13 protein-coding genes are annotated in these 17336 nt (G+C 41.0%); 10 read left to right on the top strand and 3 right to left on the bottom strand.

Annotated features, from left to right (window positions below; translation table 11 throughout):
* Positions 1–6: 6 nt before the first annotated feature.
* From K9M52_RS09400 to K9M52_RS09390, 3 genes are all read right to left on the bottom strand, one after another.
* On the bottom strand, positions 7–3159 hold the full coding sequence (locus K9M52_RS09400; protein ID WP_224071800.1) for a SusC/RagA family TonB-linked outer membrane protein: 3153 nt from the start codon (positions 3157–3159) through the stop codon (positions 7–9).
* 340 nt (positions 3160–3499) lie between these two features.
* A complete protein-coding gene (locus K9M52_RS09395; protein WP_224071799.1) occupies positions 3500–4504 on the bottom strand; it encodes a gliding motility protein GldB-related protein in 1005 nt (334 codons plus the stop codon).
* 137 nt (positions 4505–4641) lie between these two features.
* Positions 4642–6528, bottom strand: a complete 1887-nt coding sequence (locus K9M52_RS09390) for a M1 family metallopeptidase (RefSeq protein WP_224071798.1) — start codon at positions 6526–6528, stop codon at positions 4642–4644.
* 227 nt (positions 6529–6755) lie between these two features.
* Between K9M52_RS09390 and pheT the strand changes: the two genes are divergently transcribed.
* The 10 genes from pheT (at position 6756) to nadA (ending at position 17331) form a co-directional block, all read left to right on the top strand.
* Positions 6756–9173: a phenylalanine--tRNA ligase subunit beta gene (gene pheT / locus K9M52_RS09385; RefSeq protein WP_224071797.1), complete on the top strand. Its 2418-nt coding sequence runs from the start codon at positions 6756–6758 to the stop codon at positions 9171–9173.
* 62 nt (positions 9174–9235) lie between these two features.
* Entirely contained in the window at positions 9236–9520 is a 285-nt protein-coding gene (locus tag K9M52_RS09380; protein ID WP_224071796.1) for a hypothetical protein, read from the top strand.
* 4 nt (positions 9521–9524) lie between these two features.
* The gene (locus K9M52_RS09375) at positions 9525–9854 is read left to right on the top strand and encodes a cell division protein ZapA (protein ID WP_224071795.1); all 330 of its coding nucleotides are present in this window, start codon (positions 9525–9527) and stop codon (positions 9852–9854) included.
* A gap of 93 nt (positions 9855–9947) precedes the next feature.
* The gene (locus K9M52_RS09370; protein ID WP_224071794.1) at positions 9948–10544 is read left to right on the top strand and encodes a TMEM175 family protein; all 597 of its coding nucleotides are present in this window, start codon (positions 9948–9950) and stop codon (positions 10542–10544) included.
* Between the two features lie 100 nt (positions 10545–10644).
* Complete coding sequence (gene hemL, locus K9M52_RS09365; protein WP_224071793.1) at positions 10645–11934, top strand: glutamate-1-semialdehyde 2,1-aminomutase; 1290 nt, start codon at positions 10645–10647, stop codon at positions 11932–11934.
* 77 nt (positions 11935–12011) lie between these two features.
* Positions 12012–12263, top strand: a complete 252-nt coding sequence (locus K9M52_RS09360; protein WP_224071792.1) for a hypothetical protein — start codon at positions 12012–12014, stop codon at positions 12261–12263.
* Between the two features lie 56 nt (positions 12264–12319).
* Positions 12320–13261: a PstS family phosphate ABC transporter substrate-binding protein gene (locus K9M52_RS09355; protein WP_224071791.1), complete on the top strand. Its 942-nt coding sequence runs from the start codon at positions 12320–12322 to the stop codon at positions 13259–13261.
* Positions 13262–13332: 71 nt separating this feature from the next.
* Positions 13333–15045: a tetratricopeptide repeat protein gene (locus K9M52_RS09350; RefSeq protein ID WP_224071790.1), complete on the top strand. Its 1713-nt coding sequence runs from the start codon at positions 13333–13335 to the stop codon at positions 15043–15045.
* A gap of 108 nt (positions 15046–15153) precedes the next feature.
* Positions 15154–15558, top strand: a complete 405-nt coding sequence (locus K9M52_RS09345) for an NADH-quinone oxidoreductase subunit A (RefSeq protein ID WP_224071789.1) — start codon at positions 15154–15156, stop codon at positions 15556–15558.
* 765 nt (positions 15559–16323) lie between these two features.
* Positions 16324–17331 carry a quinolinate synthase NadA gene (gene nadA / locus K9M52_RS09340; RefSeq protein WP_224071788.1) on the top strand — a complete coding sequence of 336 codons (1008 nt, stop codon included), beginning with the start codon at positions 16324–16326 and terminating at the stop codon, positions 17329–17331.
* Positions 17332–17336: the final 5 nt, after the last annotated feature.

Below are 17336 nucleotides of genomic sequence, written 5' to 3'. Positions count from 1 at the left end.
CCTTTCTTAGAATGTGATTGAAATTGTTCCACCATAATATCTTGAAGGAGGTGCAGAGCTGATTCCGGTAATACCTACACCGTTACTTGTACTTGCCACTTCACTATATTCAGGGTCTGTATATAAGTTGGTTTTAGGCAACCAAATAAAGAGGTTGCGCCCTTGTAAACTTATAGTCAACTTCTTAATTGCCTTAGTTTTCTTTAATAAGCTTCTTGGCAAATCATAAGAAAGGCTCAATTCACGCAATTTCCAAAATGCACCGGATGAAACATAGTTTGAAGAAACTGCTCTGTTTAAATCGTCTGTCCAATACCCGGAGTTACCATTTCCGTCTGTAATGGTTATGTTCGTGTTTTTAATATATGTTCCCGGATTATCTGGATCTTCATAAACAGAATTCGGGAATACAAATCTTCCTCTGTTAAAAATTGTTGTTTGAATACCGGTACCTGCCCAGTCATAAGTATTACCGCCTCCGAAATACATATCATATCCGCCTCTGTATTCAAATAATCCCGCAAGGGTTATTCCCTTATAGCTAACATTAAAGTCCAATCCCAATCTGTTTTTCGCTACAGCATTCCCCAACACTTTAAGATTTGGATCTTTTGTTGGCAATCCAGATTCTCTGTCTACAATGACATGACCTTCTGGATCCCTGTAATAATCCAGACCCATGATCACAGGAAATGCATATCCTGCTTTAGCATAGGACCCCGATCCATCTCCATAGGACGATAACGCAATCTGGTTGATCAAGTCTCCATTGATACTTACGACTTTGTTATCCAGATAGGTATAGTTAACACCAAAAGTTACATCCCAATCGTCATTTCTGATCGGAGTTACTTTCAATTCGGTTTCGATACCCTGGCTCATTGTTTCACCAACATTAGTCAGGTAGGAGCTTCCACCGGAAGCAGAAGAAATCCCTGTGCTAACCGTTTGGTCAGATGTGGTAGAGTGATAGTATGTAAAAGCTGCTGTTACTAAATCTCGTTCAAACAAGTTCATATCAAAACCAAACTCATATTGGTTGGTCATTTCCGGTTTCAGATCGTCTGAAACGATTCTGTTATCCAGCCCAAATCCGGGTAAACTTCCATATGGAAAGCCTGCCTGTTGAGAGTAGGTTCTCTGCAACTGATAAGCACCGTAAGTGCCCGGCAAGTTAACTTCACCCACTTTTGAGATACCTCCACGAATCTTCAGGAAGTGAATAACCGGACTTTCTTTTAAGAAATCTATCGCCGAAGTTGCTATAAAAGATATATCCGCAGAAGGGTAGAAGAAGTTTCTTGTATTTACGGGTAAAATAGAGGTCCAGTCATTTCTTCCGGTCATATGTAAGAAAAGGTAGTTTCTGTACCCAATACGGAAATCTCCATAGAAGCCCATGGTACGGGCTTTATAATTACTTTCACTTGCGCCGGGGATACCGACAAGGTTTCCAACGTTATATAATTCTGGCACAACCAGTGGTGACGCTGAAACATTAACGCCTTTATATTCATCCTGATTCCATTGCCCACCTCCTAGGAAATTAAAGCTAAAATCATTTGCTTTGAAATGGGCTTGAAAAAACAGGTCACTCAGTAAGTTCGTGCTATAGAACTCTCCATCAGATACAGCCGCAGCGATGTCGGACTTTGAGTTACCACTTACGTCTTTTGCATATTGAGTATAGGTAAATGAGCCATTCCAGGTCTTATCGGAATAATTCCTGTGTGTAATCCCCTGCCTAGCCGTTAATTCTAACCAGGAGAATGGGTTGTAAGTCACCTGCACATTCCCGACCAAATATGAGTTACGGGAGTGTTGGCGATAATTGTCCAATTCCCAATACGGGTTCAGATACCATGGATTATAGTAGCCATTAGGATTTGCGAATGGGTCTGTCTGCCAATTCTTGTATCTTGTAATATTGATATCTGACGGCATGTTCAACATGTTGTTATATATGTCCGCTGTTCTGGTCGTGATATCATAGTTATTCTGTGTGAATCCCAGTGAATAAGTTGCTTTCACTTTATCATCAAATAGCTTACGCGTTCCATTTATGCGAAGGGAGGCACGATTGAATTTATCTTTAGGAGTCGTTCCTTTTACAGTAGCATATTGACCTGACATGTAGAATGTAGAAACATCATCGCCACTCGTCAGTGAGAAATCAGTCTGATTGGTCATGCCCTTATCCCAGAAATCTCTTCTTGTATCATTTCCGGAATATGTCATCGTTTCTTGAGAGCCGTCTTCCAGAGGATCTCCTAAAGGTACAGTAGACCCGTCAAATGGAGGGCCATAGCTTTGATTCTCAATGCTGGAAAAAGTAGGAAACCCATTTGCATCATAGCCATAGGCACTACCTCCCTGACCATACTTTGTCTGCATTTTCGGAAAATAAGCAACACTTTCAATGGTTGCCGTCTGAGAAAGTTTTACTGCAGTACTCCCAGCACGTCCTTTTTTAGTGGTTACGATTATCGCTCCATTGGACGCCTTAGAACCATAGATCGCAGCCGCGCCAGCACCTTGCAATACGTTAATTGACGCAACGTCTTCCGGATTCAAATTACCTAATACCTCATTGGGCACAATAACATTATCCAACACGATCAACGCTTCATTATTTCCGGTAAGCGATCTGTTACCCCTTAAAATAATACGATAGTTCGGGTTAACGCCTCCTGTTGTTCCCTGGATCTGTAAACCTGCTACCTTGTCTTGCAGCCCTCCGGCAATATTTACACTTTTAGCCTGAGTGATTTGTTCGCCCGCAACAATTGTTTGTGCCGCACCTAATTCGATCTTCTTTCTTGTAATACCCCCTGCGGTAACGACTACATCTGTTAGATTGTTGTTAGACGATTTTAGTTCAATGTCCAAATCTCTTTTGTCAATAACAATAGAAAGGTCATCATAGCCAATGGAAGAAACGATCAATGTTTGACCGATTTCGGCTTTAATGGTGAAATGCCCATCATCATTTGTTAGGGTTCCTTGATTGGTTCCTTGTAGTTTGATCGAAGCCGATGGAATGGCTTCCCCTCTTTCGTTCCGTACGGTGCCTTCAACATTTGCCTTATTTTGCGCAAATACTTTGTTCGCGAATACGAACAGCCCGAAACAGAAAATTAATAAAAGTTTTTGTCTCATGTACTTTTAAATTGATTAATAAATCTGATTGGAGTCGTTAGTTACAATTTGGATTTTAGTTAATTATTATGGTCTCATTGTAAGGGTAACAACGGCGTAAAGTTATTAAACCATTCAACACAATTAACGTTTTGGCAAGATTTTTTTTAAAAGACTTTAACGGTAGATGATATAAATTTTATATGTTTTTTAATTTCATGTATATAAAACGCTAATAAACAACAAAGTATGCTTTTAAATAGTCTACAAATTAAGTAGACTACAAACAACATTATGATTATTTTTATTTGAATAGTTGTTGCAAAAAAGGCTAAACTATGAAATATTTTTTCTTCTTTCGTTAAAATTTTAGAGCCCACACCTTTTCTCCCATCAATTGTGGCAGATTAATTTTAGGATGGTCTTTCATATACTCTTTCACATACAGGAACCCTAAGTATTTCCCGATATTATTAGGATATTCCATTGGCAGGTCGTCGGGCCTTTGATTATCGCTCATATATTCAACAATAATTTCAGGATTTTGGATTTGTAGCAGTTTTTCATGTTCAAAATACTTCTTTATTAAATAAGTGTTGTTTGCACACCACGTCATTTGTTTCCCCGAATAGCCAAAGATTAAAGAGTCCGGCAGATCTGGCAGTAAGGCTTTTAAAACATATAATTTTCTGCCTTCTTCAATCATTTTGTCTTTTAAGGTATATTGTTCAGCTTTATCCGGAAATATTTTCGCGATCCAACTACCTATGACAGAAGGAGCAATATAATCGGGTGTAAATTGATGCAATCGCTGCTGTCCAAATAAACTCAACAAATAATCAGATTGATACCCGGTAAACCCCGGACCTAAAAATTGTTGTAATCCAATGGCGAGACCAGCTTTACTGGCAAAACATCCATACCCGTCAACCGGCCCTATATAAGTAATTATACGACCGGGTAGTGATAAGTGAGGAAAATAGATCTTCGCCCTTTTTAGCGCATTTTCAATTTTCTTAAGCTGCCGGTCTAAATGCGGGATATAATCGTCTATACTATCATACAAATAACGGTTTTCAACAATGAATTTGTTCATCTCATCAGGCAGAACAGCATCATCCATGGAAAATGCGGCGATATTATATAGAAAGCCTTCATAGAAATAACCATATTGGGTTTTAAGCCTTTTTAACCCCTCACTCATGTAATGAGTATTGGTATCCAGTGCAAAGAAATCCTTTTCAAAATGGTCTACCTTGATATCCAGTTTGACTTTCCGGATATTAGGCCCCTTCCTTTTGCCCGCTTTACAGCCAAAATAGCATACCACACAAGCCATTACAAAAATGATCCAGTTTCTTCGCATAGGTCCAAAAATAAGTTTAATCAAATAAAAACAGACAATGCATGGCTTTACTATTTCTGTATAGCGAAATGCATTGTCTGTTTAATTTAAGACAGCTTTCTTTCTGCCTACCGTAGGTATCCTCCGGAACCCCTGAACTACTTAGCCGTCCAAACATTATCCGCCGGCGTATAATCCATAAAGAGATTACCGTCTAATGTGATTTTCGCGATGGCCTTTTTGGTAGTAATCTTTAAAACCTGTTCCAGTTGATTTTCCTTCCAGGTAATCGGCGTCTGATGTTTTGTACTGGTTGTACCATCTGTATACGTAACAACCACATCAAATGGAATTGCAAATCCACCGGGATTATCAATGGTCAGAGTATATGTTCCATTCCCTTTCTCAACTTTAGATAACCGGATATCGATATAGTTATTAGTAAAAAACCAGTTCTGGAAAAACCAGTTCAAGTTCCGGCCGGAACCAGCGTTCATCGCACCAAAATAATCCCAGGGAATGGGATGTTTGCCGTTCCATGTGTCCATGTAATAATGTAAGGCTTTTTTGAAGAGCTGATCTCCTAGTAAATCCTTGAGTGCCAGATAACTTAAAGAGGCCTTCCCATAAGAATTATGTCCATATCCCGCACCACTTACCTGACTGGACATAGAAATAATCGGCTGATCTTCTTCTGCTGCCGGGTTCCTGATATACCTGGCGACCCTGAACATCTTATATACTGAATCAGCATGCGCTTTGCCAAATTCTTTCTGACCAATTAAATACTCAAACGTCGTCGCCCAGCCTTCGTCCATATAGGCGTAGCGGGTTTCGTTAATCCCCATATAAAACGGAAAATAGGTATGCGCAATTTCATGGTCCTGTACCATTTGAGAGAATTTCAGATCGGGCGTTGTTCCATCATTGACCATCATGGGGTACTCCATATCGGCGTATCCCTGGAAGGAAGTCATTTTGGAAAACGGATAGGGAACGCCGGGCCACTCGGTAGAAAAATAATGAAGTGAGTGCTGGGCCCAGGCTACATTATGGTGAAAGTCTGTCGCGGTATCATTAAAGGCGGCCTGCACGCTGGCGCGCCTACCTGTTTTAGGATCAACTACAACACTTGCTGCATCCCATACATAATTTTTACTCGTACCGAAACACATATCTGTAATATGATCCGCTTTAAATTTCCAGGTGTTCCAATCATTTTGCTTCGTGACCTTTCCGCTTTTAACTTCCTGAAAATTAGCAATATGCATCACTTCATCTGACGTATAGGACTTTTTCAACCGCATCGCGATCTCTGGTTGAAGCACTTCATCGGGATTCAATAAATCTCCCGTCGCATAGACGATATAGTTTTTAGGGACACTTACCGCTAATGTATAATCATTAAAATCATTATAGAATTCCTGGCGGTCAGAGTGGTCCAGCATGTCCCAGCCGTTATAATCATCATAGACAGAAACCCTGGGATAGCTATAGGCTACATAAAAGGTGGTACTATCAATCTGGCCTTCCCTGCCGCTTTGTTTTGACAGGGGGTAGTTCCAGTTAATATCCAGATCTATTGTCTGATGTGGCAAAACGGGTGACTTCAGCCGAATCCCCGCCACAGTACCCCAGCCCTTAGCGTCAACGTTATATACTTGATTATCAATTACCAAGTGGGTAATATCCAGTCCGGTATCCAGAAAGTCGGGGCTTGTTACATGAGACCTTGGAGAGGTAGGCTTATGTAAATTGTTGACAAATCGAATGGCAATCATTTTAAGTGTATCCGGGCTGTTGTTGGTATATTTGATCTTTTCCTGACCCGTTACCAGACGCGTTTCAGGCGTTACCTTAACCTGAATATCATAGGCCCCTTTATTTTGCCAGTAGTTTTTACCGGGCTGCCCGTTAAGCGTTCTCGTCCCTTTTTCAATCGCTTTTTTTATGTTTCTGGGAACATACAGCTCTTGAGCAGCGAGTGACAGGCTGCCCATCGTCAACAGGCACCCGCTGATTGCGGTTAATAATGATCTTTGCATCCTATTATTTTGTTTGATTAATCGTAGAACATTGTCTTGAGCTGTGAAATTATGAAATTTTTCAGTGAAACGTCGGACGCGCGGTACAATAAGTCCGATTTCAAGCCCTCAGAAACCAACTTATTCTGAAGGACCGGTTATAGGAACTTCTGGTGGCATTCACGAATTACACTTATATTTGCAAACTATTTCAGCGGCATGCCGCACGAATTAAAGCTATTAGATCCATGACGATTTCATATAATTGGTTAAGTGAATATTTACCGGAAAAATTAGATCCTGAAAAACTCTCCAGAATTTTAACCTCCATCGGACTGGAAGTAGAAAGCCTGGAAGATTACCAGAGCATCAAAGGCGGCCTTGAGGGAATCGTAGTAGGAGAGGTGCTAACCTGCGTTCCGCATCCGGGGGCCGATAAGCTAAAGCTTACTACGGTAAATATAGGACAGGAAACGCCGCTGAATATCGTCTGCGGAGCACCCAATGTTGCGGCAGGCCAAAAAGTATTGGTCGCCACCATCGGGACCACCTTATATAATAAAGAAGGAGAGGCGCTGACCATAAAAAAGGCGAAGATCAGGGATGAGGAAAGTATGGGCATGCTCTGTGCAGAGGACGAACTCGGTTTAGGAGAAAGCCATGATGGGATCCTGGTGCTCCCTGCCGATACCAAAATAGGCATTCCGGCAACAGATATTTTTCCGGTTTATACCGATCACATATATGAGATCGGCCTGACACCTAACCGCATGGACGCCCAGAGTCATATGGGGGTTGCCCGCGATGTTACCGCTTACCTGACCCGCCACAACAGCGGAACCTTTAAGATAAAGACACCTTCTGTGAATGGTTTTAAACCGGACAGTTACAGTCACAATATTGATATTCAAATAGACAACCCTGAATTGTGTCCCCGGTACGCAGGTATTGTTCTGTCTGGTGTCAAAGTCGGTCCATCACCAGAGTGGTTGCAGCAAAAGCTGAAAGCCATCGGTCAAAGGCCTATTAATAACATCGTTGATATTACCAACTTCATTTTGCATGAAACCGGGCAGCCGTTGCACGCATTTGACCTGGCGGCCGTTACCGGCAATCAGATCCAGGTCAAAACACTGGATAAGGGCTATTCATTTGAAACACTGGATGGCAAGATCCGTACTTTGTCTGATGAAGACCTGATGATCTGCAACAGTGAGGCGCCTATGTGTATTGCCGGCGTATTCGGCGGTAAAAAAAGCGGCGTAAAAGAAACAACTACAGAGATTTTCCTGGAAAGCGCTGTATTCAATCCTACTTCGATCAGAAAAACGTCGGTTCGCCACGGACTGCGTACTGACGCCGCTTCCCGTTTTGAAAAAGGCGTAGATATTTCAAATACAGTATACGTCCTGAAACGGGCTGCGATGATGATCAGGGAAATTGCCGGAGGCCAGATCAGTTCAGAGATCAAAGATGTGTATCCTACACCGAAGGAAAAAACGCAGGTAGCTTTAAAATACCATTACCTTAAAAAATTAAGTGGCAAAAACTATCATCAAGACACCATTATTAATGTTCTGGAAGCCCTCGGATTTGAAAAAATCAAGGAAGGCATGGATGAAGTCTGGGTGGCCGTTCCTTACAGTAAGCCCGATATCAGCTTGCCGGCCGATATCGTAGAGGAGATCCTGAGAATTGATGGTCTGGATAATATTGATATTCCCAGCTCTATTACAATTACTCCGGCAATAGATGCCAATGGCCTTAAAGAAGATCTCAAAGAAAAGTTAGCGGGGTTTCTGGTGGGAAGAGGTTTTAATGAGATCATGACCAATTCCATTACAGACAGTAAGTATTATAATGAACAGACCTTGCAGTCGGTGGTCAAAATGATCAATAATCTTAGTGCAGATCTGGATGTCATGCGACCGTCTATGATTGAGACCGGTCTGGAGTCTCTCTCATATAATATTAATCGTAAAAATGATAATCTTCAGTTTTTTGAGTTTGGCAAAACCTATAGTACCACGGGCGTAGGGCAGTATCAGGAAAAAGAACACCTGGCCATCTACATTACCGGTAAAGATCATGAGGATCTCTGGTCTGAAAAAGGGACGGCCTATACTATTTATCAGGCAAAGGGCCTGGCTTATGCATTATTGCAGTTATGCGGATTTACCCAGATTAAATTCACCATACTGCCAGAATCCGGCTTCATTGAAGTCGCGGCCGACAAAAAGAAAGTCATAGAAATCCAAACCATCAGTACCGCTAAAAGAGAGCGGTTTGGAATCAAGGTCCCGGTATTTTTTGTGGACCTGGATTTTGGCACATTAATTTCATTAAAGGAAAATAAAAAGATTACTTATAAAGAAGTTTCTAAGTTCCCGACTGTCTATAGAGACTTGGCCTTGGTATTGGATAATAGCGTTCATTATGATCAGATTCTGGAGGTTATTAAAAAAACCAACTTACCTTTACTTAAAGAGACCCGTTTATTTGACGTCTTTGAAAATGATAAACTTGGTAAAGGGAAGAAGTCTCTGGCTATTAACTTTGCCTTCCTGGATGAGCAAAAAACGCTGACAGATAAAGAAATTGATCATATGATGATCAAACTCATAACAGGGTTCGAGAAACAATTAGAAGCAGAAATCCGAAAATAGCGCCTGCGTGCTTCAAGCACTGCAGAATATAAATAAGGCAATAACTTTAAACACTTTTTATCATGGAGCAGACCACGCTTAAAAATCTGGAAGATAAACTGGAGCAACTCCTTAAAAAGTATCAGTTGTTGCAAAAAGAGAATAAGCAGTTGAAAAACAGCTTATCCGAAACTGAAACAGCACTGGCTAAAAGTCAGAAGGCTTGTGAGGCCTTACAGTTAAAACTCGACGCGGGTATTATCAGCACTACTAAAACAATGGACCAGCACCAGCAACAGTTGCTACAAAACCGCATCGATCAGTACCTGAAAGAAATCAATAAATGCCTTACACTTTTAGACGCCTGATAATATGACTGATATCATTATCATTAATGTCCTCATCGGAGATCGAACCTTCCGGCTAAAAACCAAAAAGGCCGATGAGGAGATCGTTCGTAAAACGGTTAAGATGGTCAATGATAAAGTCATGGAATACAAAAGCAAGTTTGCCGGTAAGGACATGCAAGATTATGTTTCGATGGCCTTACTCTGGTTGGCGACAGAACAGAATAAAGCGGGAGAATTCCTCATTGAAATGCAGCAAACCGAGGAAAAACTGCAAAGCTTACAAACAAAACTCGACCGGTTATTGCAGGAAGATGAAACTGAAGACCCGCAGGATGATCCGCACAAATGGTAAACGCCGCGGCCAGATTCTTCTGTCAAAAGATACAATATTGCTATATTTCGGCTAATTTAGGGTTAAATTCCTCACCGTAAGTGATTAATATACATGGAAAAGAATAGACTGGAAGCCTTCAGCGATGGTGTGCTGGCCATTATCATCACAATCATGGTACTGGAACTCAAAATTCCTGAGTCGGGTGATGGCCATTTTAGCGCTCTGCTGCCATTGGTTCCAAAATTCCTTAGCTATATACTCAGTTTTATCTATGTGGGGATATACTGGAATAACCACCACCATATGTTACAATGCTGCAAAGTTGTAAATGGAAAGGTCCTTTGGGCGAATCTGCATTTGCTCTTCTGGTTATCTTTATTTCCTTTTACCACGGCGTGGGTCGGTGAAAACCACACATCAGCAGCGCCACTGGCCTTATATGGCTTTGTGCTGTTTATGGCGGCAATTGCCTGGGTCATCTTACTGAACTGTCTGATCCATGCCAATGACCGCAGCGGCCTGCTTGCCAAGGCAGTCGAAAATAAAACGCTTAAAGAACAGGCCTCTCCGTTTATCTACATAGCCGGCATTGCCAGTGCCTTTTTTATCCCATGGCTGTCCATTGCCTTTTATGCGCTCAGCGCCATCATTTGGCTGGTCCCCGACAAAAGAATTGAAAAAGCGTTAAAAGAAGCCAAACCGGAATAACAATACACCAGAAGGATGCGCCTGATGCATAGGTTGTCCTGAATTATAGCGTACATTTGCTGACTTATAATCGATTTAGAACGACAACGATTCAGATATTATGTACGAATACACGTCCAGCAAACGCCTCTTTGAAAGAGCACAAAATTCCATACCAGGCGGCGTTAATTCTCCGGTCAGGGCTTTTAAAAGTGTCGGAGGTACCCCTATATTTATAGAAAAAGCCAAAGGCGCCTATCTCTATGACGCGGATGGCCAGAAATACATAGATTATATAGCTTCCTGGGGGCCTATGATCCTGGGTCATAGTTATTTACCAGTCGTAAACGCAATACAAAAAAAAGCAGCAAATTCTACTTCTTTCGGCGCGCCGACTGAACTCGAGGTAGAAATGGCTGAATTGATCAAATCCCTGACCAGGAATGTGGATCTGATCCGCATGGTCAATAGCGGAACAGAGGCGTGCATGTCTGCTCTTCGGGTAGCCAGGGGGTATACTGGTAAGAATAAATTTATCAAATTCGAGGGCTGCTACCATGGACATGCCGACATGTTTCTGGTAAAAGCAGGCAGTGGCGTAGCCACTTTTGGCATCCAGGAGGTGCCGGGCGTCACAGCAGGTACTGCCCTGGATACGCTCACGGCTCCCTATAACGACCTGGAAGCGGTCCGCAATCTGGTAAAACAATATGCAGGAGAAATTGCTGCAATTATTGTAGAGCCGGTAGCTGGTAATATGGGTTGTGTATTGCCTGCAGCGGGGTTCCTGGAAGGGCTGCGTCAGATCTGTGATCAGGAAAATATCTTACTTATCTTTGATGAGGTCATGACCGGTTTCAGATTGGCGCCCGGAGGAGCACAAGAGCGGCTCAATATTAATGCAGATCTCGTCACTTATGGTAAAGTGATCGGAGCAGGGCTTCCCGTGGGCGCATTTGGCGGCAAAAAAGAAATTATGGAGCAGGTGGCTCCGTTAGGAAATATCTATCAGGCAGGGACCCTTAGCGGTAATCCGCTGGCAATGATTGCCGGTTATACCTTACTTGCGGAACTAAAGGATCATCCTGAATACTATACAGAATTGAACGAAAAAGGAGCCTTTTTGCAAAAAGGGCTGATTGATATATTTAAAGAAAAGAATATTCCTGTACAGGTTAACCAATTTGGTAGCATGTTAAGCCTCTTTTTTAATACGGAGCCGGTAACTGATTTTGCTTCCGCAAGCCGTTCAGACATGAGCAGGTTTACCCGGTTCTTCCATGGGCTTTTAAAAAGAGGCGTACATTTACCTCCCTCCGGTTATGAAAGTTGGTTCCTTAGCAACGCACTGAGTCAGTCGGATCTGGAGGAAACGCTGGACGTCATCCGCAAGACAGCAGAGGAATTATGAGTATTTTGACAGATTCAGGTATGGAATATAGCAAAATCAACATCTTAGTTGTAGTACAATTATTAAAATGATATATTATGGATACGGATCTGGGTCGTCAGGTTAGGGAAAGACAAAGAAAACGCTATAATAACGTACGGTCAATTAAGGACATCGTCATGGCCGTTTTAATTTTGACCGTAGGAGTTCTAATGTTCTTCGGTGATAAATTTGAGCTGACTCAGGCAATGATGGCTGATAAAGATCCGATCATCAAATATTTATTCGGCGGACTATGCGCGCTTTATGGCGGATTCAGGCTATATAGGGGAATTAAACAAGATTATTAATTTTGTAAATATGTGTTAAATTTAGAAACCGGATTATTTCTAAAAAACAAAAGTTTATGTTTTTTTTTCGTGCAACAAAATTTCTACTTATTTTTAGCCTCGTTCTTTGGAATTTAACTTCCTGTGAATCCAAAATAAAAAAGGATAGTCATCCTCAAGAAGGAACCCTTCGTGTGAGTGTGGACGAGTCTTTTAAACCCATAATTGATCAACAAATCATGGTTTTCGAAGCCTCTTTCCCAAAAGCGCACATTGAAATTAAATATAAGTCAGAAGCCGACTGTTTTCGAGATTTTCAATCCGACAGTACGCAAATGATTCTTGTAACCAGGGCCCCGAACGAAGAGGAAAGTGATTATTACAAAAAAGTTTTGGGTCATCCATTATTGTACTCCGTACTGGCCTATGATGCAGTTGCACTTGTGGTCAACCGTTCAGCTGATGATAGTACATTTTCAATTGAGCAGCTACGGAAATTATTGACTGATAAAACCCCTGGCAAATATCAGGTACTATTAGATGGCGATAATGCTACCAGTTCAGTCAGATTTATTATGGATTCTATCACAAATGGAAAAAACTTTGGTGTTAACGTAAAAGGGACTAGTGGCAACGAAGATGTCTTAAAGCAGGTAGCAGATAATAAAAATGCTATTGGTTTTGTTGGCTCGAGTTGGATACTGGGGTCAGAAATTGCAGAAAAATACAGAGACCGGGTAAAACTGGCTTATGTGGAATGTAAGCGATGCAATGACGGAACCTTTGCAAAGCCTTCGCAAGCAACAATATACAGTGTCCAGTATCCTTTGGTACGTCCTTTGTATGGGATTCTGAAAAATGCTGATATCGGATTAGGCGCTTCCTTTTACAATTTTATGAGTTTTGAAAGAGGACAACTGATTTTCAGAAGGGGGGAGCTTGTCCCCGCAAAGATGAATTTCGTCGTCCGAAAGGTGATTAACAAACCGGATCAGGATTCATCAGTCAAAGATAAATAGAGGTATTAAAATTTTTAAAGCGATAAACCTACATATCGAAATCAGGTAAACAAAAAATAAAAATGAAGAAAATGAAGAAGGTTGTTTTTAGTTTTCTCGCGGTTGTAAGTGCAATTTCATTTGCCACGGCGCAAAGCCTGGAAGAGGGCGTTAAAGCACTGTATTACCAAAAATATACAAACGCCGAGAAAATTTTGCAGGATGTTGTAAACAAAGCAAAAGAACCAGATGGCCAGGCCATTTATTGGTTAGGCCAGGTGTATTTGGATAACACATATGGTGAAGCAGACGGTGTGGCTAAAGCCAACGCGCTGTATCAAAAATACGCTGCGAGTAAAGATCCATGGGTATTGGTCGGTCTTGGTGAAATAGACTTTATCAACCATAACAAACAGGCCGCTGAACAGAAATTTGAGGCCGCTTTAGCTGCAGCTGATAAATTCAAGGGCAGACATAAAGAAGAAGAGCAGGCTAAACTCATGACAGCTGTTGGCCGTGCCAGCGTGTATGGAAACAGAGATATCGGTGATCCCGCTTATGCTATTCCCATATTACAGAAAGCTATGGATCTGGATAAAACCAATCCGGAACCTTGCCTGTATTTAGGGATGAACTTTTTAAAATTAGGTGGAGACCAGGGTGGTAATGCATTTGTTGCTTTTAACAATGCTATTTTAAGGAACCCTGCCTACGCAGCAGCCTATTACCGCATGGGGAAAATCTTCCATTCTCAAAATAACTTTGACGTGATGGATGAGTGGTACAAAAAAGGTATCGCTGCGGATGCAACATATGCCCCTATCTATCTGGATTATTTTGATTATTTCAAAAATACAGATTACAACAAGGCTAAAGCCTATTTAGACCAATATGTGAAAAATTCTGATGGTGGTTGTAACGTACAATATTTCCAGGCAGATTATCTTTTCCGGTCAGGTAGCTATCAGGAATCCATTAATAAAGGTAAAGAAATGGAAGCCGGTACTTGTGCCAATTTCTCTCATCTGAACCTGCTTATGGCGATGAACTATCACCGCTTAGGCGATACCACGCAGTCCGTTACTTATGCGAAGAAATTCTTCTCAACGGTTGCGCCCTCTAATCTGACTGCAGATGACTATGCATTCGGTGGTTTTATCTACAAAGATGTTCCTGAAATGGCAGATTCAGCGGTTAAATACCTGAAAATTGCCTACGATATGGATACTGTTCCTGCAGAAAAGTCCATTTATGCAGACTCTATCGCCTTTGCACTGGAAAAGGCCAATAAACCAGTTGAAAAATATCAATGGTTAAGAAAACTGTATGATGAAAAAGACAGTACATCTGATGGTTACAATACTGCTCTTTTCAATGCAGGTTATGCGGCATATGAGTTGGCACAGACTGACTCTACCTATTATCCGACTGCAGACTCACTGTTCACACTTTATAAGACCAAGTATCCTACACAGATATATGGCTACAAATACCTGGTAGACTCTAAATTAAAAGCCGGAGACACTACTGCAGCCGTACCCGCTATCATGGATTATATTGATTTTATGAAAAAGGATACTGCAAAATATAAAGATTATATTCTGGCACAGTACGGTTTCCTGGCCAATTATTATGTGAACGCCAAAGGAGACTATCCGAATGGTCTGAAAATGTTTGATGCGATTTTAGCGCTGGATCCAACCAATGCGGCCGCTAAACAATATGGCGATCAGATCAGAAGTTATCTGGAAAAACATAAAGGTGATGCAGACTCCACCTCTACTGATTCCACTGGTGGAAAGTAATTCCGAAAAGGAATAATCATATAGAAAACTTCGTAATCCATGACAGGATTACGAAGTTTTTTGTTTTTGACTGAAAAGCGTATTTTTGCCATTCAAACTGAGTATAATATGTCATTAAATCATATTTTAAGTGCCGCTCCGGGTGTAGTTGAAAACGCGACCGATTATTTACCTATCGCCTTACAGATCATTTTTGCAATAGGTTTCGTAGCGCTGATGATCTTCGTGTCTTCTTTACTAGGCCCTAAACGCAAAACAAATGATAAGCTCGCTAACTTTACCAGTGGTATTACGACCCATGGTAACGCGCGGCAGCCGATGGCCATTAAATACTTCTTGATTGCGATCCTTTTCGTTTTATTTGACGTAGAAGTTATTTTCTTCTATCCCTATGCTGTTAACTTTAAAAGCCTCTCCTGGACAGGTTTTATAGAAATACTGCTTTTTGTGGGTTTATTTCTTATTGGGTTTGTCTATATTATTAAAAAGAGAGCGTTACAGTGGGAAGATTAAAACCGTTTTCATTTTTTAATTTTTAAAAGGCAGCCAGAAAATATCTCTGACTGCCTTTTCTTCATAGCAGTTACCTGATTGTTATATGACCATGAAGAAGTCAGGTACAGTAACAGTCAAAAAAACGGGTCGGTATTAGAAAAATCCTGGTTGTCCTTTATAATGAATAGAACCAATATTAGCCGGTAGTTTACCGAAACAGGGTGCTTGTATTTTCCGAAAATGGTGCATTGTTCGTGGTTCCCTATTACACCTTGACCTATAGCATCAGATAGCTCTACTTTCGTAACCGAAAGATTATCATAAATGGCATGAAGAATTTTGATTAATGGTGAGTGGGTCGATCACTCTATTCTTGATTGAACGCTAATCCACATACCTATCTGGATAACTATAAATATGGTGTATAACTCTCGATTTTATCCAAACGAATGTGGATAAGTTTAGAACAAATACACGGTATTTTATGGACGGTTAAAAGAACGTCTATTTCTTAACTTTTTGTCCTATCATAATTAACAGTGCATAGCTGTGGATAAGTGAATGTGAATAAACTGAACTTTGTTTATCCACAGTGTGGATAATTGTAGATAAAGCTAGTATTTAAAAGGGTTCAGGGAGTGGATAATTTTGTGGATAACGGTTGATAACTGAAAAGTAATTAACTTTGATGATTGTGAATAATCAATTTATTCAGATATTCACACCCTTAATAGTAATAGGGTTTTTAAATAAATAATTATATAATTAATTATTACAGCAGTTATGAACATAATAGAAGCGAAAGCGCATTTAAATAAAAAAGGTTTTTTAGATCTCCCTGTGGATCCTTCCCTGGATCTATTTGCGGAGATTGAAAAACTAAAGAAAGAGACCAACGCCATTATCTTAGCACATTACTATCAGGAGGCTGATATTCAGGATCTGGCAGATTATATTGGAGATAGCCTGGGCCTCGCGCAACAAGCAGCGACCACTAGTGCGGATGTAATTGTATTTGCCGGTGTACACTTTATGGCGGAAACAGCAAAGATCCTGAATCCGACTAAGAAAGTATTATTGCCCGATTTAAACGCGGGTTGTTCTCTGGCAGACAGTGCACCGACTGAAGCATTTAGAAAATTTAAAGAGGCCCATCCAGACCACATCGTTATTTCTTACATCAATTGTACTGCAGAGATTAAAGCGCTGAGTGATATCATATGTACCAGTGGCAATGTGGAAAAGATCATTGACAGTGTACCTAAGGAACAAAAGATCATATTTGCTCCGGACAGAAATTTAGGTGCTTACATAAACAAACGTACGGGGCGCGATATGCTGCTTTGGGACGGTTCCTGCATGGTTCATGAGATTTTCAGTTTAGAGAAGATTTTAGGCCTTAAAGAGCGGCATCCAGAGGCACTATTATTAGCGCACCCTGAATGTGAAGAGATTATTTTAAAAGAGGCTGATTTTATCGGCAGTACGACCCAGATATTGAATTTTGCTAAAAAGAGTCCTGCACAGGAATTTATTGTGGCGACTGAAGCGGGGATTCTGCATCAGATGGAAAAGGATTCTCCGACAAAAACTTTTATTCCGGCGCCACCCAATAATGCCTGTGCCTGTAACGATTGCCCCTATATGAAACTCAATACGCTGGAGAAGCTGTATTTGTGTATGAAGTTCCAGTTGCCGGAGATAAAAATGGATGAATCGCTGCGGCTGGCGGCCAAGAAGCCTATCGACCGTATGATGGAGATCAGCAGGAATGCAGGATTAATAAAATAACAGAT

The sequence above is a fragment of the Arachidicoccus terrestris genome, from assembly GCF_020042345.1.
Taxonomy (GTDB): Bacteria; Bacteroidota; Bacteroidia; order Chitinophagales; family Chitinophagaceae; genus Arachidicoccus; species Arachidicoccus terrestris.
This window is presented reverse-complemented; position numbering and strand designations above follow the sequence as displayed.